Origin of the sequence: Pseudochrobactrum mosebachae (genome assembly GCF_048914685.1) — a bacterium.
Classification (GTDB): Bacteria; Pseudomonadota; Alphaproteobacteria; order Rhizobiales; family Rhizobiaceae; genus Pseudochrobactrum.
In genome coordinates this window covers 374,982-396,365 of the sequence record NZ_CP128408.1, presented here as the reverse complement: position 1 = coordinate 396,365, position 21,384 = coordinate 374,982, and the positions used below count along the sequence as shown (strand labels likewise).

The following is a 21,384-nucleotide window of genomic DNA, read 5'->3' as shown; positions in this document are numbered from 1 at the left end:
TTCAAAGCATCAGAATTTTTCTTATTCGTAATGTAGTCCACATAAAATATCCCTCAATCGCTGTGTTTTTTAATCTGCGGCGAATGTGACATGTTTTATTGTGATCTATGTCGTGGATTTTTTTGAGTAAATTCTGAAGTTCATAATTCACTAACTATAGATATCTTAATGAGAACAAACAGGGGTTGACTAACAAACAATATTGGAACAAATTAAAAACATACAGGAACATATGGAGTTCAAATCATGTCTGATGTAGTTCGTGATGTTATGTCGTTTATTTCCATCGGTTTGTTTGTAGCAACATTTGCTATGTGGCTCAGCGCGTTCTGAACACGCTAAATCTGTTTTGACAGATATAAAAAACGATCGCAGGCAGGGGCACTGCCTGTGCAAGGCTTGGCGTTAAGCGCAGTTGCATCTGGACATCAGGGCGGCATTGCGGGAAAAAGAAATTTGATGGTTGAACAGAGTCTTGATAGGCTTAAGGTTCGTTGTCAGCTTTGATATTCCGCTTTACAGCACCGTGTTTGCAAAACACCATTATCGACGTGTTAAAAAAACACAAAGATTGATGGGTTTTTGAAATAGACTGATCTGCTGTACCACTTTGAAATGTCGCGCATTCTTATAACCTTTTGGGTAACCTACCGGCTGGTATAGGGTGTGCGGCAATGATGGGGTTACGCCTTTGCCTTCTGATGTATCCGCGAGTCTCAATTCTGTTGCGCGTAGCGGTGGTGCTTCCACGTCTCCCGCATTCATTCATTTGCGTGTGCATTCTGCCTATTCGCTGCTTGAGGGGGCATTGCAAATTGGTAAAATCATTGCGCATGCCAAAGATGATAACGCGCCCGCAATTGCTGTAACCGACACTAATAATCTTTTCGGTGCATTGGAGTTTGCGCAAAAAGCGTCAAAAGATGGCATACAGCCGATCATTGGTTGTGCCGTTGATATTGCGTTTGGTGATCACGAGGCGGAAGGCCGTGCCGTTAACCGTCGTGATGCGTTGGATCTTGCGCCCGTTATATTGCTGGCGACCAATGAAGAGGGCTATGCCAATATGGTTCGGCTTGTCAGCCGTTCTTATTTGGAAACTGAAGCTGGCGATCCGGTGCATATTCGTGCGGATTGGCTGCCGGATTTATCGGAAGGGGTTATTCTTCTGACCGGTGGTGCTGAGGGCCCAATCACCAAATCTCTCAGCAATGAGCGCGAAGAGCGCGTCCGGTTCAGACTTGAACTGTTGAAGAGTATTTTTGGCGACCGGCTGTATGTCGAGTTGCACCGCCAGAGTGGCTATGATCGTTTGGTTGAATCAAAACTGGTTGATCTGGCTTACGAATATAATCTGCCGCTGGTTGCCACCAATCAGGCTTTTTTCAAGCAAAGCGATGATTATGAAGCACATGATGCATTGCTGGCCATTGCTGCGGGGCAGGTGATTGCATCAGATGACCGCCGCCGCGTGACATCTGATCATTATCTCAAATCACAAAGCGAAATGGTGGCCTTGTTCGCCGATTTGCCTGAGGCTTTGGAAAATACGGTAGAAATTGCGCGTCGCTGTCATTGGTTCACGCAAACCCGTGCGCCGATCCTGCCGCGTTTTACCGGAGAGAGTGATGATCCGGGTGCTGCGCCTGAGGTAGCATTGCAGGCTGAAGCTGATGAAATGGCGCGTCAGGCACGTGAGGGGCTTGAAGAGCGGCTGAAGATTTTTGGTCTGGCTGAGGGCCATACCCATGAAGATTATATTAAACGACTTGATTATGAAGTAGGCATTATTGTCCGGATGAAATTCCCGGGCTACTTCCTGATCGTTTCCGACTTTATTAAATGGGCGAAACAGCAGGATATTCCCGTAGGACCCGGTCGTGGTTCCGGTGCGGGTTCTCTTGTAGCTTATGCACTGACGATTACCGATGTTGATCCGCTGCGGTTTTCGCTGCTGTTCGAGCGCTTTCTTAATCCTGACCGCGTATCGATGCCGGATTTTGATATCGACTTTTGTCAGGATCGCCGTGAAGAGGTGATCCGCTATGTGCAGGCCAAATATGGCCGCGATCAGGTTGCGCAGATCATCACTTTCGGAACATTGCAGGCACGAGCGGTGCTGCGAGATGTTGGCCGTGTGTTGCAGATGCCTTACGGGCAGGTGGATCGTCTTTGTAAGCTTGTGCCGTCCAATCCGGCTAATCCGGTATCACTTGGTAAAGCGATTGAAGAAGAGCCGCGCATTAATGAAGAGCGTGAGCGCGAGCCGGTTGTCGGTCGCCTGCTGGATATGTCGCTGAAGCTTGAAGGGTTGTTCCGCCACGCCTCCACTCATGCTGCCGGTATTGTTATTGGTGACAGGCCTTTGTCTGAGCTGGTGCCGATGTATCGCGATCCGCGTTCCGATATGCCGGTTACCCAGTTCAATATGAAATGGGTTGAGCAGGCCGGTCTGGTAAAATTCGATTTTCTTGGCCTGAAAACGCTGACGGTTTTGAATATGGCGGTCAAGCTTATTGCCCGCAAAGGTATCAAAATCGACCTGCCGACATTGCCGTTTGATGATCAGCTGACCTATGAAATGCTGTCGCGTGGTGAAACTGTCGGAGTGTTTCAGGTGGAATCGGTGGGGATGCGTAAAGCGCTCATCGGTATGAAACCTGACCGTATTGAAGATATTATCGCTCTGGTGGCGCTGTATCGTCCGGGCCCGATGGAGAATATTCCGACCTATAATGCGCGCAAGCATGGTGAAGAGGAGGTGGCCTCTATTCATCCGAAAATCGACCATCTGGTGAAGGAAACGCAGGGCGTTATCGTTTATCAGGAGCAGGTGATGCAGATCGCGCAGGAGCTCTCGGGCTATTCGCTCGGTGAGGCTGATTTGCTGCGCCGTGCGATGGGTAAAAAGATCCGCGAGGAAATGGATCAGCAGCGGGTTCGTTTTGTTGAAGGGGCAATTGCCGGTGGCGTTGGCAAGGCGCAGGCCAATACGATTTTTGATTTGCTTGCCAAATTTGCCGATTATGGTTTCAATAAATCGCATGCGGCAGCCTATGCAATCGTCTCTTATCATACCGCCTATCTGAAGGCGCATTTTCCGGCCGAGTTTCTGGCCGCTTCTATGACCTATGATATGAACAATACAGAAAAGCTCAATGATTTCAGGCGCGATGCTTTGCGTCTTGGCATTGATGTTGTGCTGCCATCGGTCATGACATCTTTCCGGCCATTTGAGGTCGGCGAGAATAAGATTTTCTATTCGCTTGCCGCCATTAAAGGCGTGGGCGAGGCGGCAGTTGAGCATATTGTACTGAAACGTCAGGAAAAGCAGTTTGAAAGCCTTGAGGATTTCTGTGAGCGTGTTGACCCGCGTATGGTCAACCGGCGGGTGTTTGAAAGCCTGATCAATGCCGGTGCGCTTGATTGTTTTGGTGTCGACCGCTCTGCATTGAGTTCGGGTATGGACAGCCTGATGGCTTATACCCAGCGTACGCAGGAAAATGCCAATAGCGGCCAGTCAGATATTTTCGGCTCGGGTTTGGTGCCGAAAGAAAAGCTGCAACTACCAGTCGTTACACCTTGGACATCGGCTGAAAAGCTGCATCGTGAGTTGCAGGCAGCCGGTTTTTATCTCTCTGCCCATCCGCTTGATGATTATATTGATGCATTACAGAAAATGCGGGTGCAGAGCTGGGCCGATTTTTCCAACTCGGTTAAAAAAGGCGCAACCAATGGCCGCCTTGCCGGTACTGTCATCAGCAAGCAGGAACGCAAAACCAAAACCGGTAATAAAATGGGCATTATCGCATTTTCTGATGCGACAGGACAGTTTGAATCGGTGTTGTTCTCTGAAGCACTTCAGCAGTTTCGTGATCTGTTAGAACCTGGCCGTTCCGTTGTTATTACGGTTTCAGCCGAAAACCGGCCGGAAGGTGTGAGCCTGCGCATTGCCACAGTGGTGTCGTTGGAGGATGAAGCCAGCCGCCTGCAAAAAGCATTGCGGCTCTATTTACGTAACAGTGATGCGCTGGATCAGATTGTGCCGTATTTTAAAACCCGCGGCGACGGGGAGGTGAGCTTCATCGTGATTAAAGACAACGGCCAGCGCGAGGTTGAAGTTGCGTTGCCGGAGCGCTACCGGATCAGCCCGCAAATCGCCAGCGCTATGAAGGCGATCAGCGGCGTGGTTGATGTGGAACTTGTCAGCTGATCAGTTAGGTTCGCTGAATTGCCGCGGCCATATGCTTCATGTATATCTTGTATATGAAGCATATGGTGGTTTTAAATGGGTATTGTTAATATTGAAGACGAGCTGCATGAGCAGCTGCGTCTGGCGAGTAAGGTTACATGTCGTTCCATTAATGCGCAGGCTGCGTTTTGGATCAAGATCGGCCTGTTGTGTGAGACTAATCCTACGCTTAGTTTTTCTGAAATTATGTGCCGTGAACTGAGTGCGGCTGGCGTTGCTGTGTCTGCACTTAATGTGAGCCAAGCATGATTAAGCAGGCGCATGAACTGGAATTACTGGCTGAATCAGGGCGCCTTCTGGCAACGGTGTTTGAAATGCTGGACAGAACGGCGCTTGAGGGTGCCTCTACGCTCCAGATTAATGACATGGTGGAGCGCTTTATTGTTGAGGATTTGCAAGCGAGACCTGCCAGCAAAGGCCAGTATGGCTATGGTTTTGTGCTGAACTCCTCGATCAATCATGTGGTTTGCCACGGCATTCCCACACAATCGGATGTGTTGAAGAGTGGTGATATTGTTAATTTCGACATTACACTGGAGAAAAACGGCTATATCGCGGATTCCAGCAAAAGCTTTTGTGTCGGTGAGGTAAATGCTGCTGCCAAGCGGCTGATACGTACCGCCTATGACGCTATGTGGATGGGGATTGCCACTGTGCGGCCGGGGGCAAGAACCGGAGATATTGGCTGGGCCATTGAGCGTCACGCCAAGCGCAACGGATATTCTGTTGTGCATGAATATTGCGGCCATGGTATTGGCCGTGAAATGCATGAAGAGCCGCAGATACTCAATTTCGGAAAACCCGGAACCGGTCACCTGATTCAGGAGGGCATGGTTTTCACCATTGAGCCAATGCTCAATCAGGGGCGGCGTAATGTAAAAACGCAGGCCGATGAATGGACGGTGGTAACGAAAGACGGGTTGCTTTCGGCGCAATTCGAGCACACGGTTGCGGTGACCTCAACCGGCGTGTCAGTGCTGACATTGCGTGCTGATGAGCGAGCCTCAGCACAGGCTAAACGTTTAGGCTTGGGCGCTGTTTAGAGCATTACACTATCAAGCTGAATCAGCTTGATAGCTATGATAATGCGAAAATCTAGAGCGAGCGCTGTGATCCAACCTGAACGTTACCCGCTCTAGAGCATTTCACTATCAAGTTGAATCAACTTGATAGATATGACAATGCGAAAAAGCTAAAATCTAGAGCGAGCACTGTGATCCAGCCTGATCGTTACCCGCTCTAGATCGCTGACTATGCATCTGATGCCAAAGCCCGCTTATAATTAATAAGCGGCAGTGAAACGCTGGCGGATATGTTTGCCCTGTTCAGCCTCATCAAGAATGGCAACAGCCAGATCACCGACTGTAATTTTGCTTTCACCCTTGTCGTCAAACACAGGTGAATCTTTACCGAGGCGAAAATGCCACGTTGCTTCACCCGGTACCAGCAAGATAGCCGGCGAAACAAAGCTCCACTCCAGTTCATCTTCCGTCTTCAGCTCATTAAGCGCCTGACGGGCACCCAACGCACCTTCTTTATACTCTGCCGGAAATTCAGGTGAATCGACCAGTTGCGCACCATTAATTTCAAGGCTGCCGGCTCCGCCCACAGCGATCAGGCGTTTGATACCAGCTTTTTTAACGGCCTCGGTGATGGAGCGGCTGCCATTAATATGGATGTTGCGGATATCGGCTTCTTTCCAACCCGGATTATAGGCGGAAATCACCAGGTCATGGCCTTTAAGCAGATCTGCTAAGCTGTCTGTATCCAAAACATCAGCTTTTACAGCTTTTACATGGTCGTTCTGCGCGATTTTTTCAGGACGGCGAACGAGCGCGCTGATCTGATGGCCGCGTTTGACCGCCTCATTCAGCAGTGCTGTGCCGACATATCCGCTGGCGCCGATGATTGCAATTTTTGACATAATGCTTACCTCATATTATAGGATTAAGGGAATTATTTTTAATCAAGTTACTATGGGTAACTATATAGGCAGATTTTAAGGTCGTGTGAAGAATGCACTTTAAAGTCGGTAAGGAACAAAAAAGTAACCGCCTCACAGGGGCGGATTATGTTCATTATAGATCGCAGCCATCACCGCAGCGTCTTTTAGTAGTCGTATTTTTATGACATCAAAAAGTGAAGTTATCAGGTGGTGAAGTGTTTAATTATAACGCTGAAGCAGGCTTTTAGTTGAGCTGCAGCAAACTCAGATAAGGAGGAACGTGAATGGTCGCTCGGCGCGAGGCAGCCCTTAACAATCAAGCCGCTATGGTGCAGGCAAACAGAGACGAGCAGAATGCTGTGCCGCTACTGGTTGAGACAGCCGGATTTACTGCTGATGAAACCGGCTGCTGCCCGATCCGCGAAGTTCTCGACCGTGTGGGCGATACGTGGAGCTTACTGGTAATTTTGAGCCTGCAGCAAGGAGCAGTGCGGTTTAATGCGCTGCGCCGCGAGGTGGAAGGTATTTCCCAGCGCATGCTCACAGTTACCTTGCGTTCGCTTGAGCGTGACGGGTTGGTTTTACGCAAGGTTCGGCCAACATCGCCGCCGGAAGTCGAATATTCACTGACAGTGCTTGGTCAGTCGCTGGCAAAGCCTATTGATGGTCTGGGGCAGTGGGCTGTTGATAACCGCAAGATAATGCGTGAGGAGCGCAAAAAGTTTGATGCGCTCCAAGGGTGAGCTACCGTAAGAAAAACAATTTCCTTATACGCCACGGCAATGGTGGTTACGGTTATTTTTGAACCGTAACTGCAACGGACCGCACTGATTTTTTGTTTACAGTGCAGACCACAGTTACTTTATCCCAGTTAGTAGCGCCATTGCGCGGGCGGGCTTCACCGCTGAGCTTTACAGTGGTAAGAGCGCTGCCATTGGCCTGACTGAGGATTGCAGCATCATAATCAGCCTGCGTGAAGCCAAAGCGGTCATATTTATATTTCGTATTCTTCGTCAGGTCATTCACCGTGGCAGAGCAAAGAGCCGTCTCAGGCTTGGCATTATTATCCTTGATCGCAATATCGTAATTACCTTTAAAATCCGTGCTTTGTTTCGGAAGTTTCTCTGCAAGTGCGGCAGAGGAAAGAGCGGACAGAGTAAGGACAACTGCTGAGGCTTTTAAACAGGTTTTAAACATAAGGCATCCCGTTGTTCGTAGTGAATTTATAATGTGCGCTCAGCTTACTGTGACCAGCATGCTATGACACAGAGTTTACATCGAGAATAACAATGCAAGTATTACTTTGAAATGTGAATGAATTCTGAGGTAAACATGGTTATAATCGGCCAATCAATGTTGTGTTGCGTTAAATCGTCCGCAGAATGACTCTGATGCCGCTTTTTGGCATGAAAACTGCCTATAGTGCTGTAATTCCACAGACCCGCGGCGCAGGACTTGACAAAGCCTACCCTCTGTCCGTAAAAGCCAGCCATGATCTTCAGGGTATCTTTTAGATTCCCCGTATCTGTTGACGTGTCCCGTGAATCATTGCCGCATTCGCTGCCGCAATATTCTGTCAGTCTTCAAAACCGGAAGGCAGAGGAGGGCGCGTTTCCTTCGAGCGAGGCAGATAAGCTGCCGCGCCGGTAAAACTATAAAGGGAAATGCGATGAGTAAGCGCGAATCTTCCAAATATAAAATTGATCGTCGTCTTGGCGAAAACATCTGGGGTCGTCCTAAATCCCCAGTAAACCGTCGTGAATATGGCCCAGGCCAGCACGGTCAGCGCCGTAAGGGCAAGCTGTCCGATTTCGGTATTCAGCTGCGCGCCAAGCAGAAGCTCAAGGGCTTCTACGGTGATATTTCTGAAAAGCAGTTCCGTAAAACTTACGAAGAAGCTGCTCGCCGTAAGGGCGATACAGGTGAAAACCTGATCGGTCTGTTGGAAAGCCGTTTGGATGCAGTTGTATACCGCGCCAAATTCGTACCAACAATTTTTGCGTCCCGTCAGTTCATTAATCACGGTCACGTGAATGTAAACGGTCGTCGCGTAAATATTCAGTCATATCGCCTGAAGGCCGGTGATGTTGTTGAAGTTCGTGAAAAGTCAAAGCAGCTGGTTATTGTTCTGGAAGCTGTTCAGCTTGCTGAGCGTGATGTGCCTGACTACATCGTTGCAGACCACAATAAGTTGACTGCAACATACCACCGCGTTCCAACCCTGTCTGACGTGCCATATGCCGTTCAGATGGAACCGAACCTGGTTGTCGAATTCTACTCACGTTAATCGTGATGCCGCGGGTACTTTTACCCGCATAAAGACAAAAGCGGGTGCTTTTACCCGCAGGACAAGAATACGGAAAACGATCTCCGTAACTATAACGGCCGCTGCGGGAAACCGTGGCGGCTTTTTTTATTGTGGAAAATAGTATCTTGGCGCGCATAGCGTGGCGTGCTTCTATATGGTAACGCGAAATATCGAAAAAATCTGGAGTGCGGGTCTATGGCAGGTAGTGTTAATAAAGTTATTCTCGTTGGTAATCTCGGTGCTGATCCTGAGATCCGCCGATTGAATTCCGGTGAGCCGGTTGCAAACCTGCGTATTGCGACATCCGAAAGCTGGAGAGATCGCCAGACCGGTGAGCGCAAAGACAAAACTGAATGGCACTCTGTTGTGATTTTCAATGAAAATCTTGCCAAGGTTGCTGAGCAATACCTCAAAAAGGGTGCAAAAGTTTACATTGAAGGTCAGTTGCAGACCCGCAAATGGACTGACCAGCAGGGTAACGACAAATACACCACCGAGATCGTGTTGCAGAAGTTCCGTGGTGAATTGCAGATGCTCGACAGCCGTGGTGAAGGCGGCGGTGGCCGTTTTGAAGGCGCAGGCAGTGGTGGCGATCGTTTTGCCAGTGGATCCGGTTCGTCAGGTGGATCATCGCGTGGCGGTGATTTCGGCGGCAATAATAATAGCAGTGGCAATGATTTCGGTCGTTCCAGCCCGCAGCAGCAGTCGGGTGGCTTCAGCCATGACCTCGACGATGATATTCCGTTCTAATCGATGGATTAAAAAATATAAAAAGCCCGCATCCGCTGCGGGCTTTTTAATTGCAGGCTTTAAACTACACCGGTAACCAGTGAGCGGATACCATCTGCCACAAACTGTACGGCAAGTGCGGCAAGGATAACACCGAGCAAACGTGTGAGAATGGAGCGGCCGGTTTCACCAAGGAAGCGGTCAACACGTTCCGCAAGCAAAAACACCACATATGAAATCACAATACACGCCAGCAAAATGCCGAGCAGTGCCAGCCGGGAACCGAAGGTCGGGAAGGTGCCGCCCAGCAAAACGGTTGCCGAGATGGCGCCGGGGCCTGCAATGAGCGGGATAGCCAGCGGAAATGCTGCCACGTTGCGGATATGGTCTTTGGTAATGGCGATAGTAGCGCTTTTCTCATGCCGCTCCTGACGGCGCTCGAAGATCATTTCAAATGCAATCCAGAACAACAGCAAGCCACCGGCAACCCTGAATGCGCCAAGCGTAATCCCGAACATCATCAGAATTTGCGCACCGGCAACGGCAAAGAGTGCAAGGATAATAAAGCCGATAATGCTGGCACGCATCGCCACTTGAGATCGCTCTTTACGGTTCATGCCTGTGGTAACAGCCAGAAATAACGGCGCCAGCCCCGGAGGATCAATGGTCACGAGAAGGGTTACAAATGCGCTGAAGAGGCTGTCAAAGAAACTCATTGATGTTTCCGTTCTGGATTGATGTATTTCGTAATAAGCTGAAATTCACTTTTATAAATAAGCGATATAATTATCATGAAATTGGAGTGTTGTTGCGGGGCAAGTTCGTCCCGGATGCGATTGTTTTATGATAAGGCTTCAATGGATATGAATGCAATTTAGTTTGCAAAGTAAACCCAAATTGAAAAAGTTATAAACTGTATTTGCCGTTATTGATGCGTCATTACGGCTATTATGTCTGCCAAAATTGGTGTGCCGCAGAGATATTGCGCAATCCTGCGCGCTGTCTGCCAGTAAGATTGCTCGAAATTAATCGCGGTTTTGTAATTGGATTTTGATTGTTAGCTTCATTTATTTACATTCAAATGAGGCTGTTATGATTTTCATATTGAGGTTGATAATATTATTATTTTTATGTTTCCCCGCATTGGCTGCGGATGAAGGCAAAAAAACGATTTATCTGATATCGAGTTCTTCAGACTATAATGAAGCTGCAGTGCAAAATGTCGTTGCGATGTTTGAGGCAAAAGGTTTCGCAGTTTCCACTCAGTATTTACAACAGCAAATCTCTGATTTTGGTTATGTGAATACTGATCGAATGCGGGCTCAGACCCTGATATCAGCTTTAACCGACGATCAGGTGCAATATTTGTGGTTTATGCGCGGTGGTAACGGAGCCTTCAAGCTGATCCCTTACTTGAGTAAAGCCAAAGCCAGAATAGAGCAGTCGAAACCTAAAATATTAATTGGTTTCAGTGATGTGACGGCGCTGCATTTATTTGTCAATAAACAGCTGAACTGGCCTTCTGTGCATGGTGTATTGGCGGAATTCAACAAGGAGATGCACAGTCAGGCAAAGCCGGATGGTGGCGGTGAGACCGTGAGTAGCCTGACAAGCATTGACAGTGTGATGGATGCGATTGCCAATGGGGTTGATTATAAAGGGCTCATTCCTCTCAATGCCGCAGCATCTCAGGGCGCCAATGGTGATATGTCCGGTGGTAATTTTAGTCTGATACAGGCTGCATTCGATACGATCTATGATTATGATTTTAATAATAATATCGTAATGATTGAAGATGTCGGAACGTCATACCGGCAGTTGGACAGAGGTCTGGAACAGCTCTTACATAAAAAAAGTTTCAAGCCGGCAGGGCTGGTTTTTGGCCAGTTTTATCCGATTGGTGATGGACAGGGCGGCGCTGTGACCGATGCAGAGCGCCTGATCTATAAGTCTGTGATTGAGGATTTTGCACGCAAGGTAACTTATCCGGTTTATTACTATCCGTATTTTGGCCATGGCGCTATGAATGTGCCATTTAATCTGCACAAACCGGCATCGGTTAAATGCTTGGCGAATACTGAATATTGCGAGTTCACCCAGCCTCCGCTTTTGTCGCAGTGATAATATTTAAAATTTCGGCAGCCTTGTTGGTCAAATTCGCCAATAAGGCTGCATAATCAGTTAATTTCAGAACGATTAAGGCTGTCGAAATTTCGCAATTTTGATGATATGCGGTAGAGTGATTTTTATCAAAACTAATCGATTCTTTATGAAAGATTTTTGAATAGTGTCAGACCTTACTCCGCCGCCCGGTTCAGAAAATTCTAACGGAATTGAGCCGATTTCCATTGTGGAGGAAATGCAGCGGTCTTATCTCGATTACGCGATGAGCGTTATCGTTAGCCGCGCACTTCCTGATGTTCGTGATGGTTTAAAACCGGTTCACCGGCGTATTCTCCATGCCATGAATGGCATGGGCCTCGCATGGAACCGTTCTTATCGTAAGTCAGCCGGTGTCGTCGGTGAAGTGATGGGTAAATACCATCCGCATGGTGACGCCTCTATCTATGATGCGCTGGTGCGTATGGCGCAGGATTTTTCCATGCGCGAGCCACTCGTAGACGGGCAGGGTAACTTCGGCTCGATCGACGGCGATAGTGCGGCTGCAATGCGTTATACTGAGTGTCGTCTGGAAAAGGTAACTTCAACGCTGATTGAAGATATCGACAAAGACACTGTCGACTTTCAGGATAACTATGACGGCCGCGAGCGCGAACCGGTGGTTTTGCCTGCACGCTATCCGAATCTTCTGGTTAACGGCTCCGGCGGTATTGCTGTGGGTATGGCAACCAATATTCCGCCGCACAATCTGGGCGAGGTCATTAATGGCTGTATCGCGCTGATTGATAATCCGGATATGACACTTGAGGAAATGATTGAGATCATTCCGGGGCCGGATTTCCCGACCGGTGGCTTGATCCTTGGTCGCGCGGGTATTCATTCTGCGTATAGCACCGGGCGTGGTTCTGTGTTGATGCGCGGTCGCGTATCCATTGAGCCGATGCGCAATGACCGTGAATCGATTATCATCACGGAAGTGCCGTATCAGGTCAATAAAGCCACGATGATCGAGAAAATGGCCGAGCTGGTGCGCGATAAGCGTGTCGAGGGCATTTCGGATCTTCGCGATGAATCTGACCGCGACGGTTACCGCGTTGTGGTGGAGTTGAAGCGCGACGCCAATGCTGATGTGGTGTTGAACCAGCTCTATCGCTACACACCGCTGCAAACCTCTTTTGGCTGCAATATGGTGGCGCTGAATGGCGGCAAGCCGCAGCTTTTGGCTCTGCTTGAAATTTTGACGGCATTTGTGCATTTCCGTGAGGAAGTTGTCAGTCGCCGTACCAAATTTTTGCTGAATAAGGCGCGCGAGCGTGCGCATGTCTTGGTTGGTCTGGCGATTGCTGTTGCCAATATCGACGAAGTGATTGCGCTGATCCGCCGTGCGCCTGATCCTGCAACGGCACGTGAGCAATTGATGACCCGCCGCTGGCCGGCTCTTGATATTGCACCGCTGATCCGCTTGATTGATGATCCGCGCCACGTGCTGAATGAAGATAACACCTATAACCTGTCTGAAGAGCAGGCACGTGCCATTCTTGAGCTGCGCTTGCAGCGCCTGACAGCCCTTGGCCGTGATGAAATCGCTGATGAACTTAACAAGATCGGCGAAGAGATTAAAGATTATCTGGCAATTCTCGCCTCGCGTGAGCGTATCCTGACCATTGTTAAGGATGAGCTGGCTGCGGTTCGTGATGAATTTGCCAGCCCGCGCCGTACAGAATTGACATTGGGTGGCGCCGACATGGATGATGAAGACCTCATCGCCCGTGAAGATATGGTCGTAACCGTCAGCCATGCCGGTTATATCAAGCGTGTACCGCTTAATACCTATCGTGCCCAACGCCGTGGTGGCAAAGGCCGTTCCGGCATGACGACAAAAGACGAGGATTTCGTAACCCGTCTGTTTGTTGCCAATACCCACACGCCAATGCTGTTCTTCTCTTCGCGCGGTATTGTCTATAAAGAAAAAGTCTGGCGTCTGCCGATCGGTACGCCGCAATCACGCGGTAAAGCGCTGATCAACATGCTGCCATTGCAGCAGGGTGAGCGTATCACCACGATTATGCCGCTGCCGGAAGATGAGACAAGCTGGGCTGAACTCGATGTGATGTTCGCTACCACACGCGGTACTGTGCGTCGTAACAAGCTTTCTGATTTTGTTCAGGTTAATCGCAACGGTAAAATTGCGATGAAGCTGGAAGATGAAGGCGACGAAATTCTCTCGGTTGATACCTGCACGACAAATGATGACGTGCTGCTTACCGCAGCCGGCGGCCAGTGCATTCGCTTCCGTGTTGATGATGTGCGTGTGTTTGCCGGACGTAATTCGATTGGTGTGCGCGGTATCAATCTGGCTGAAGGCGATAAAGTTATCTCCATGGCCATTCTGGAGCATGTGGAAGCCACGCCGGCAGAGCGCACAGCCTATCTGAAGCGTGTTATAGCTGAACGTCGTAGCTTGCTTGGTACTGATGATATTGAAGATATCGCAGTTGTGGGTGAAGATGCTGCAGAAGATACCGAGCTGAATGATGAGCGTTATGAAGAGCTGAAAGCCCATGAGCAGACTGTTCTGACAGTCAGTGAATATGGCTATGGCAAGCGGTCTTCATCTTATGAGTTCCGTATTTCGGGGCGTGGCGGTAAGGGTATCCGTGCAACTGATACGTCCAAAACCGATGAAATCGGTAAGCTTGTGGCGCTGTTCCCTGTTCTGGCAAGTGATCAGATCCTGCTGGTATCCGATGGCGGTCAGCTTATCCGTGTGCCGGTTGGCGGTATCCGCGTTGCCGGGCGCTCCACAAAGGGTGTCACAATCTTCAATACTGCTGATGGTGAAAAGGTTGTGTCGGTTGAACGTATTTCGGAGACCGACGATGAAGAAGATGAAACAGCCGATGTTGCTGTGACTGACGGCGTAACAGCTGCAAGCACTATTGAGGCTGCCGGTGAAGCCGGTGGGGAAACCTCAGCGCCGCAAAGTTCTGATGCAGTGGCACCTGAAGCTGACACTTCGGAAGATAAGCAAGATTGATTAGAGCATTTCACTATCAAGTTGAATCAACTTGATAGGTATGACAATGCGAAATTCTAAAATCTAGAGCGAGCGCTGCGATCCAACCTGCACGTTACTCGCTCTAGAGCATTTCGTAGTCCAATGGAATCATTGGGCGGCCACGATAATGCGTAAAAACAATAACTTAGAGCGGATTGCATGATCCAGTTTAAACGTAAACCGCTCTAGTCTCGTTTGATCAAGCCTAAAAAAACAAAACGCCCTGCCAGCAATGACAGGGCGTTTTTTGTTTCCGGTTTTAAAATCCGGGCAAGAAAAAAGACGGTGTCTTCTCACACCGTCTTAATTAAGCTGGACTGGAGGATCCGGCTGAAAACTAAACTGAACATTAAACAGGCACTTTGTGCTGATTTAGGCCTGATTCAGGCAAAACCAAGGTGATGTAATTTTAGGCATGCGTAATATGTTTTGATCGGGCACCGCGCGCCATACGGCGCACAGAACGAAGATTGAAAGCGGATTTCTGATCGCTCAGACGCTTATGGGCACTTTCCTCGATCATCAGGATAATGGCTGCAAACATCATCGCTACGATCATTGAGACTGCGAGAAGAAATAGCATCATCATTTTATCCTTTCGTTTATAATACGCACAACCACGACAAAGGTTGCATAAACGGTCAAAAAACTTGGCTAGGATCTTCAATATCCGCTTTAATGTATGAATTGCTGCTGATTGCACCATTCATGCTGCGTTCATCTTTATAAAACCGTCATAAATAGCAATGCCGGTGAAATGCAGCAGACTTGAAGACTTAGACATTGAAATTTATGACCAGAACGACTAATTCTAAACTATGAAAACAGCTCTCTATGCGGGATCCTTTGATCCGGTCACCAATGGTCATCTGGATGTACTGCGCGGCGCTTTGGGGCTGGCAGACAAAGTGATTGTCGCTATCGGCGTTCATCCGGATAAAGTGCCAATGTTCAGCTTTGAAGAGCGCGTGGGCCTGCTGCGCGAAGTTGGTGAGCAAGCTTTTGGCGCTGATAATCAACGCATAGATTATACCAGTTTCAGCGGTCTGGTGGTCGATACAGCTCAAAGTCTTAATGCCACGCTGATGATACGGGGCCTGCGTGATGCCACGGACTTTGATTATGAGATGCAGATGGCGGGTATGAATGCGGGCATGGTTCCCTCAGTTCAGACAATATTCCTGCCGGCATCTCCCGATGTGCGTTTTATTACTGCCACACTGGTACGCCAGATTGCCTCAATGGGCGGTGATGTCAGTGGTTTTGTACCAAAACCGGTCGCAGAAGCTCTCCGGCACAAGCTAAGTAAGTAAAATTTCAGATTCACACAGGGAAAATCATGTCATTCTTGCGTAAAATACTGGCTGTAACAGCCTTTCTCGCTTTTTCAGCCACAGCTATTATGCACACAGGCAGCGCGCAGGCCGCAGATCCTGAAAATACAGTGATTTTGACGCTTAAAGATGGCGATGTAGCTATTGAACTGCGCCCTGATCTGGCACCCAAACATGTTGAGCAGATTAAAAAGCTGGTGCGAGACGGGGCTTATAACGGTGTGGTCTTTCACCGTGTGATTGAAGGCTTTATGGCGCAGACCGGCGATGTGCAATATGGCAATGCCGACAAGGATTATCAGCCTGGTCGTGCAGGCACCGGCGGTTCATCCTATGGTAATCTGCCAGCTGAATTCTCTAAGCAGCCATTTATCCGCGGCACAGTTGGTATGGCGCGCAGTCAGGCTCCGGATTCTGCCAATTCGCAGTTTTTCATCATGTTTGACGAAGGCGCTTTCCTCAATGGCCAATATACAGTGGTCGGTGAAGTGGTCAGCGGCATGGAAGTCGTAGATAAAATCAAAAAGGGCAGTAAATCTGCCAATGGTTCGGTTGATAATCCTGACCGTATCGTTAAAGCCATTGTTCTGGCCGATCGTAAATAAGCCGGTACTATTTCAAATAACACCACATTATATAACTGCTCATATAAAATAAGTTTGAGGGCAGGATGTGAACCACGACAGGAGAAGCCCGATGGCTTATAAAGATCCGGAAAATACACTGGTACTGGAAACCACTAAGGGTACCGTTGCGATTGAACTCTACCCTGAGCTGGCACCAGGCCATGTTGCCCGTATCAAGGAACTGGCCCGTGAAGGCGCTTATGACGGTGTGCTGTTTCACCGTGTAATCGACGGCTTCATGGCGCAGACCGGCGACGTTAAATTCGGCAAGCAGGGCGGCGCAAGCTTCAACCCGGGTCGTGCCGGCATGGGCGGTTCCGACAAGCCGGACCTGAAGGCCGAGTTCTCGAATGTTAAGCACGTTCGCGGCACTTGCTCGATGGCACGCAGCCAGAACCCGAATTCGGCTAACTCGCAGTTCTATATCTGCTTTACCGATGCACCTTGGCTGGATCGTCAGTATTCGGTTTGGGGTCAGGTTATTGAAGGCATGGATAATGTCGACAAAATCAAGCGCGGTGAGCCGGTTGTTGATCCGGATTCCATCACTTCGGCTAAGATTGCTGCTGATATCTGATAGCAACATATGACATATAAAGGGCACGTTATGGCTTATGCTGTAACGTGCCCTTTATTTTTTGCCCGCTGTTCTGTATTGCAGGGCAATGTTTACTCTGAAAATTATAATTTCTGCGAAAATTGAGGCCAGCAATGCGCGTCGATCTGTTTGATTTTGATCTGCCGGAAGCCAATATCGCATTGCGCCCCATGGTTCCGCGCGATCAGGCAAAGCTGTTACGGGTTATTCCCGATGCTGCCTTGCAGGATTTGCATGTCTGCGATCTGCCGGATCTGTTGCAGGCCGGAGATGCGCTGGTATTCAACGACACTAAAGTTATTCCGGCGCAGCTAGAGGGCACACGTGAGCGCGATGGCACCGTGGCGCAGATTAGCGCGACTTTGCATATGCGCACCGGCCCGGATCGCTGGAAAGCATTTTTGCGCCCCGCTAAACGTGTAAAACTAGGCGAGCGTATCCGTTTTGGTCATGCAGGCTCAAGCTGCATGCTGGGCACATTAGATGCAACGGTTACAGAAAAGCACGATAGCGGTGAAGCCTTGCTGGTTTTTGACGTTTCCGGCGCGCTGCTTGATGAGGGGATTGCTTCGGTAGGGCATATTCCGCTGCCGCCCTATATTGCCTCAAAACGTGCAGAAGACGCACAGGATTTGCAGGATTATCAAACCGTCTATGCCCGTGAAGAAGGGGCAGTGGCAGCCCCGACCGCCGGTTTGCACTTTACGCCGGAATTGCTGGAGCGGATTCGCGCCAAAGGTGTTGAAGAGCATTTTGTGACGCTGCATGTGGGTGCCGGAACATTTTTACCCGTAAAAGCGGATGATACCGCAGACCATAAAATGCATGCAGAGATTGGCTACGTTTCTGAGGCTACAGCTGCTGCACTTAACCGTGTGCATGAGCGTGGTGGCCGCATCATCTCAGTCGGCACCACATCACTGCGCCTGATCGAGAGTGCAACCGGTGAAGATGGTGTTATTCGTCCATGGTCAGGTGCGACAGATATTTTCATCACGCCTGGTTATAAATTTCGTGCGATCGATATGCTGATGACCAATTTTCATCTGCCGCGCTCCACGCTTTTCATGCTGGTTTCGGCCTTTAGTGGTTATGAAACAATGCAAGCCGCCTATAGCCATGCGATCAGTCATGAGTACCGCTTCTATTCCTATGGCGATGCCAGCCTTTTAACCCGTCGTGACAGCAACCTGTAAAGCGGGTTCTAGCAAGAGTTTTGATATGAGCAGCGAAAATTTTGAGTTTAAAGTGCTGGCAACAGACGGCAAAGCCCGTCGTGGTGAAATTACCATGCCGCGCGGCACCATACGTACACCGGCTTTTATGCCTGTTGGCACTGCCGGCACGGTTAAAGCCATGTATATGGATCAGGTTAAAGATCTGGGTGCCGATATCATTCTCGGCAATACCTATCATTTGATGCTGCGACCGGGTGCGGAACGTGTGGCACGGCTTGGCGGTTTGCACGAATTTGGCGGCTGGCAAGGGCCAATTCTCACAGATTCCGGCGGGTTTCAGGTGATGTCGCTGGCAAAGTTACGCAAGCTGACAGAGCAGGGTGTTACATTCCGTTCGCATATTGACGGCCGCGCCTATGAAATGTCGCCTGAACGTTCGATTGAAATTCAGGGGCTGCTGGATAGCGATATTCAGATGCAGCTCGATGAATGTACAGCACTGCCTGCAACATTTAAGACCATGCAAAAAGCGATGGAGCTTTCATTGCGCTGGGCCGAGCGTTGCAAAACGGCTTTCGGTAACCAGCCGGGCAAGGCAATGTTTGGTATCGTGCAGGGCGGCGATAATGTGCAGTTGCGCGAACAGTCGGCACAGGCGCTGAAAGACATGGACCTCAAAGGTTATGCCGTTGGCGGGCTTGCAGTGGGTGAGCCGCAGGCGGTGATGCTGGATATGCTGGATGTGACATGCCCGATCCTGCCGGAAGAAAAACCGCGCTATCTGATGGGCGTTGGCACACCGGATGATATGCTGAAATCGGTGGCACGCGGCATTGATATGTTTGATTGTGTGATGCCGACCCGTGCGGGGCGGCATGGTCTGGCATTTACACGCCGTGGCAAGGTGAACCTGCGCAATGCACGCCATGCGGATGACCATCGCCCGCTGGATGAGACTTCAACCTGTCCGGCTTCGCGGGATTATAGCCGCGCATATCTGCATCATCTGGTTAAGGCCAATGAGGCACTGGGTGGAATGTTGCTGACATGGAATAATCTGCATTATTACCAGAGCTTGATGCAGGGCATCCGCGATGCGATTGAGGCTGGCCGTTTTGTTGCTTTCTCGGAAGTGACTACGGAAGAATGGGCCAGAGGCGATATAGCGCCTCTGTAACGCAGCAAGCGGCGATATAGCGCCTCTGTAATGTGCCAAGCGGCGATATAGTGCTGATGAGAAGGGCTCTAAGACGATACATCCCTTTGTTGTTTTAATAAAAGGGATGTATCGGTTCATAAAGGCACGCACTATAATAGTAGGCGAATACAACTAGTAAGCAGGCTCAGTCGGAGATGGTCATAGTCTCTCAGTGGGATAAAATACCACTGCATTTTGTAAGGCTTCAAGCTTCCGCTCTGATCATCACGTTTTTGTAAACTATTTAAACCTGTCAATTTTGCTGCACAAGGCAGTTCTTCAAGGTTCTTTTCGCTACAATGTTACATGCTGTGGAAGGCAAGTTGGGAAACTAACAAATATGGCTTTATGGGGCCATTGTAAGCCTTAATTATTACGTCAGTGCGTTTTGCGTCCTGGGCAGCAAATGTTTTTTTCCCGCCATTCGCACTGTAACTGCTCGTTATATAGATCGATGAAGAACGATGTGCTTTTTCCGAACAGCGGCTCGATTCCCTTTACGGATATTTAAACGCCAATTGTTTCGTTTTTATCCACAATATAGTCTGCCTCCAAATATCATTAATTTTGATAGTAGTTATTATGTTTTATTTTAAGTATAGTAATATTCGTTTATCTGTAATTTATTGCATTTTTACTTGTTTCAGTTGGTTTTGGAGAAAATTGCCTGGAGTTGTTAACCGGAATCCATGTTGATTTATTCAAAAAATTCCATCTTGGATTCGTTTCTGGTGTCCAGTCAGGCTTATAGAAGGGGAGCACCTTGCTGGTTTGTGGCTTCCATTTCTCGAGACGCTCTACACCCATGAGGCTGGATGCAATTGGCATTTTTTGAAAATTGTATAAGCCGCCGGTTTTCTCGGTTATTGCAATTAGACTATCAGCAGACATTCTTAAATTTAGAGCGCCTTCATAGGCCTTCACTATTAAACCTGTATTATTGGCGACTTGTGCAGCAAGCGATTTGTCTCCTCCATCTGCGCTATAGCTACTAAGCATGCGTAACTTCGTAATATTTATATCAAAGAACTGATTGATCTTTGGTAGCTTCTCTAAAATAAAATCAGAATATTCTCTTGAGTTAAGGAATCTGGTGTCTATTCTGGAGCTCGAACTTCTGCCTTCGAATAAAGATGGCGGCAAACCTTCCGAAGTTAAATTCAGGCGCCAAAAGTATTTATGAGTATCAATGAAACAAAAATTTCCGTTGTTTCGATTGATTTCGAGGATTTTGATAGGTTTGGGTTTGTTGTAACGTAAGGATTCCTCCTGTAAGGGGCGATAATATTCAAGTCCAATTTTTTGTACGGATTTATTAAGGTTAGAGTTTATAATGAAATCCAAAATATTTGTATCGTTTAAAGTCGTATGAACTGATTCATCTTTAAAATAATTATTTGGTACCATAAATATTCCAGTTTTTATTTTAAGTAAATTTTTAAATATAATATTTTTTAATCTATTGAGCTGTATTTATTATTGCAGAGGTTTTATTTTAAGTTAGTCATTTTATTTTGGAAACCCCTATAATAGGGTTCGATACGTATTCGCTTTCAATGGAATTGTAGTAAAATATATTATACGATCAGGTGCCTTTGATGTTAACGGCTGTAACAGCCCAAATCCGATGCGGAATTGTTAACGGATCGGCAGGGAACTGATTTTTCAAAAGCTGAGCGAGTTCATTGTCGAATTGTGCCGTGCGTTCCGCTGTCAGGCTGGCTTTGACACCGGCACTGGCTCTGATCCGGCCACGCCATGCTTCATGGCTATAAAAAACGGACTGATCAAAGGAAAAAGTCTCAATTGACTGAAATCCTGCTTCGGCTAAATCCTGCAGCCATTGCGGATAAATGCCGGTGCCACCCGCCATTTTCCAATTGGGATTGTAGCGCAAAATCAGACTTTCTGTTGCTTCAATCACATTGCCCGCAAAGGGTAGCCAGTCGAAATGCGCAATAATAATACGGCCTTCAGGTTTTAGAACCCGCTTTGCTTCACTGGCGGCCTTAGAGCATTTCACTATCAAGTTGAATC

The 21,384-nt window shown here is 48.5% G+C and carries 19 protein-coding genes; 13 read left to right on the top strand and 6 right to left on the bottom strand.

The window, feature by feature from the left end:
• Window positions 1-691: 691 nt before the first annotated feature.
• The 3 genes from dnaE to map all read left to right on the top strand — a co-directional run bounded on the left by dnaE (window position 692) and on the right by map (window position 5,295).
• Window positions 692-4,213 (top strand): DNA polymerase III subunit alpha, encoded by a 3,522-nt coding sequence (gene dnaE / locus MP213Fo_RS01775; protein ID WP_421089990.1) that lies wholly within the window; start codon window positions 692-694, stop codon window positions 4,211-4,213.
• A 75-nt stretch (window positions 4,214-4,288) separates the two neighbouring features.
• Window positions 4,289-4,501 (top strand): ParD-like family protein, encoded by a 213-nt coding sequence (locus MP213Fo_RS01770; RefSeq protein ID WP_421089989.1) that lies wholly within the window; start codon window positions 4,289-4,291, stop codon window positions 4,499-4,501.
• Window positions 4,498-5,295, top strand: coding sequence for a type I methionyl aminopeptidase (gene map, locus MP213Fo_RS01765; RefSeq protein WP_421089988.1), 798 nt, complete (start codon window positions 4,498-4,500; stop codon window positions 5,293-5,295). The genes MP213Fo_RS01770 and map overlap by 4 nt, the downstream gene beginning before the upstream one ends.
• Window positions 5,296-5,534: 239 nt before the next feature.
• Here map and MP213Fo_RS01760 read toward each other — a convergent pair whose 3' ends face one another.
• Window positions 5,535-6,176, bottom strand: coding sequence for an NAD(P)-dependent oxidoreductase (locus tag MP213Fo_RS01760; RefSeq protein ID WP_421089987.1), 642 nt, complete (start codon window positions 6,174-6,176; stop codon window positions 5,535-5,537).
• 347 nt (window positions 6,177-6,523) lie between these two features.
• On the opposite strand from MP213Fo_RS01760, the gene MP213Fo_RS01755 reads away from it, so the two are divergent.
• Window positions 6,524-6,940, top strand: coding sequence for a winged helix-turn-helix transcriptional regulator (locus tag MP213Fo_RS01755; RefSeq protein WP_421090968.1), 417 nt, complete (start codon window positions 6,524-6,526; stop codon window positions 6,938-6,940).
• Window positions 6,941-6,992: 52 nt separating this feature from the next.
• Here the strand turns inward: MP213Fo_RS01755 and MP213Fo_RS01750 are convergent, their stop codons facing one another.
• Window positions 6,993-7,394 (bottom strand): BspC domain-containing protein, encoded by a 402-nt coding sequence (locus MP213Fo_RS01750; RefSeq protein ID WP_421089986.1) that lies wholly within the window; start codon window positions 7,392-7,394, stop codon window positions 6,993-6,995.
• A gap of 472 nt (window positions 7,395-7,866) precedes the next feature.
• On the opposite strand from MP213Fo_RS01750, the gene rpsD reads away from it, so the two are divergent.
• Window positions 7,867-8,484 carry a 30S ribosomal protein S4 gene (rpsD, locus tag MP213Fo_RS01745; RefSeq protein WP_421089985.1) on the top strand — a complete coding sequence of 206 codons (618 nt, stop codon included), beginning with the start codon at window positions 7,867-7,869 and terminating at the stop codon, window positions 8,482-8,484.
• Between the two features lie 216 nt (window positions 8,485-8,700).
• Window positions 8,701-9,255, top strand: a complete 555-nt coding sequence (gene ssb, locus MP213Fo_RS01740; protein WP_421089984.1) for a single-stranded DNA-binding protein — start codon at window positions 8,701-8,703, stop codon at window positions 9,253-9,255.
• 59 nt (window positions 9,256-9,314) lie between these two features.
• Here ssb and MP213Fo_RS01735 read toward each other — a convergent pair whose 3' ends face one another.
• Window positions 9,315-9,950: a MarC family protein gene (locus MP213Fo_RS01735; RefSeq protein WP_421089983.1), complete on the bottom strand. Its 636-nt coding sequence runs from the start codon at window positions 9,948-9,950 to the stop codon at window positions 9,315-9,317.
• A gap of 376 nt (window positions 9,951-10,326) precedes the next feature.
• On the opposite strand from MP213Fo_RS01735, the gene MP213Fo_RS01730 reads away from it, so the two are divergent.
• Both MP213Fo_RS01730 and gyrA read left to right on the top strand, forming a co-directional pair.
• Entirely contained in the window at window positions 10,327-11,355 is a 1,029-nt protein-coding gene (locus MP213Fo_RS01730) for an LD-carboxypeptidase (RefSeq protein WP_421089982.1), read from the top strand.
• Between the two features lie 166 nt (window positions 11,356-11,521).
• Window positions 11,522-14,392, top strand: coding sequence for a DNA gyrase subunit A (gyrA, locus tag MP213Fo_RS01725; RefSeq protein ID WP_421089981.1), 2,871 nt, complete (start codon window positions 11,522-11,524; stop codon window positions 14,390-14,392).
• A 430-nt stretch (window positions 14,393-14,822) separates the two neighbouring features.
• Here the strand turns inward: gyrA and MP213Fo_RS01720 are convergent, their stop codons facing one another.
• Window positions 14,823-14,999, bottom strand: coding sequence for a hypothetical protein (locus MP213Fo_RS01720; protein ID WP_421089980.1), 177 nt, complete (start codon window positions 14,997-14,999; stop codon window positions 14,823-14,825).
• Between the two features lie 232 nt (window positions 15,000-15,231).
• On the opposite strand from MP213Fo_RS01720, the gene coaD reads away from it, so the two are divergent.
• The 5 genes from coaD (at window position 15,232) to tgt (ending at window position 19,326) form a co-directional block, all read left to right on the top strand.
• Window positions 15,232-15,726 carry a pantetheine-phosphate adenylyltransferase gene (coaD, locus tag MP213Fo_RS01715; RefSeq protein ID WP_421089979.1) on the top strand — a complete coding sequence of 165 codons (495 nt, stop codon included), beginning with the start codon at window positions 15,232-15,234 and terminating at the stop codon, window positions 15,724-15,726.
• Between the two features lie 26 nt (window positions 15,727-15,752).
• Window positions 15,753-16,352, top strand: coding sequence for a peptidylprolyl isomerase (locus tag MP213Fo_RS01710; RefSeq protein WP_421089978.1), 600 nt, complete (start codon window positions 15,753-15,755; stop codon window positions 16,350-16,352).
• A 91-nt stretch (window positions 16,353-16,443) separates the two neighbouring features.
• Window positions 16,444-16,950 carry a peptidylprolyl isomerase gene (locus MP213Fo_RS01705; RefSeq protein WP_421089977.1) on the top strand — a complete coding sequence of 169 codons (507 nt, stop codon included), beginning with the start codon at window positions 16,444-16,446 and terminating at the stop codon, window positions 16,948-16,950.
• Window positions 16,951-17,084: 134 nt separating this feature from the next.
• Window positions 17,085-18,167 (top strand): tRNA preQ1(34) S-adenosylmethionine ribosyltransferase-isomerase QueA, encoded by a 1,083-nt coding sequence (gene queA, locus MP213Fo_RS01700; RefSeq protein ID WP_421089976.1) that lies wholly within the window; start codon window positions 17,085-17,087, stop codon window positions 18,165-18,167.
• 25 nt (window positions 18,168-18,192) lie between these two features.
• Window positions 18,193-19,326 (top strand): tRNA guanosine(34) transglycosylase Tgt, encoded by a 1,134-nt coding sequence (gene tgt / locus MP213Fo_RS01695; protein WP_421089975.1) that lies wholly within the window; start codon window positions 18,193-18,195, stop codon window positions 19,324-19,326.
• Window positions 19,327-19,959: 633 nt separating this feature from the next.
• Here tgt and MP213Fo_RS01690 read toward each other — a convergent pair.
• Both MP213Fo_RS01690 and MP213Fo_RS01685 read right to left on the bottom strand, forming a co-directional pair.
• On the bottom strand, window positions 19,960-20,754 hold the full coding sequence (locus MP213Fo_RS01690) for a hypothetical protein (RefSeq protein ID WP_421089974.1): 795 nt from the start codon (window positions 20,752-20,754) through the stop codon (window positions 19,960-19,962).
• Between the two features lie 178 nt (window positions 20,755-20,932).
• Window positions 20,933-21,370: a hypothetical protein gene (locus tag MP213Fo_RS01685; RefSeq protein WP_421089973.1), complete on the bottom strand. Its 438-nt coding sequence runs from the start codon at window positions 21,368-21,370 to the stop codon at window positions 20,933-20,935.
• Between the last annotated feature and the right edge of the window lie 14 nt (window positions 21,371-21,384).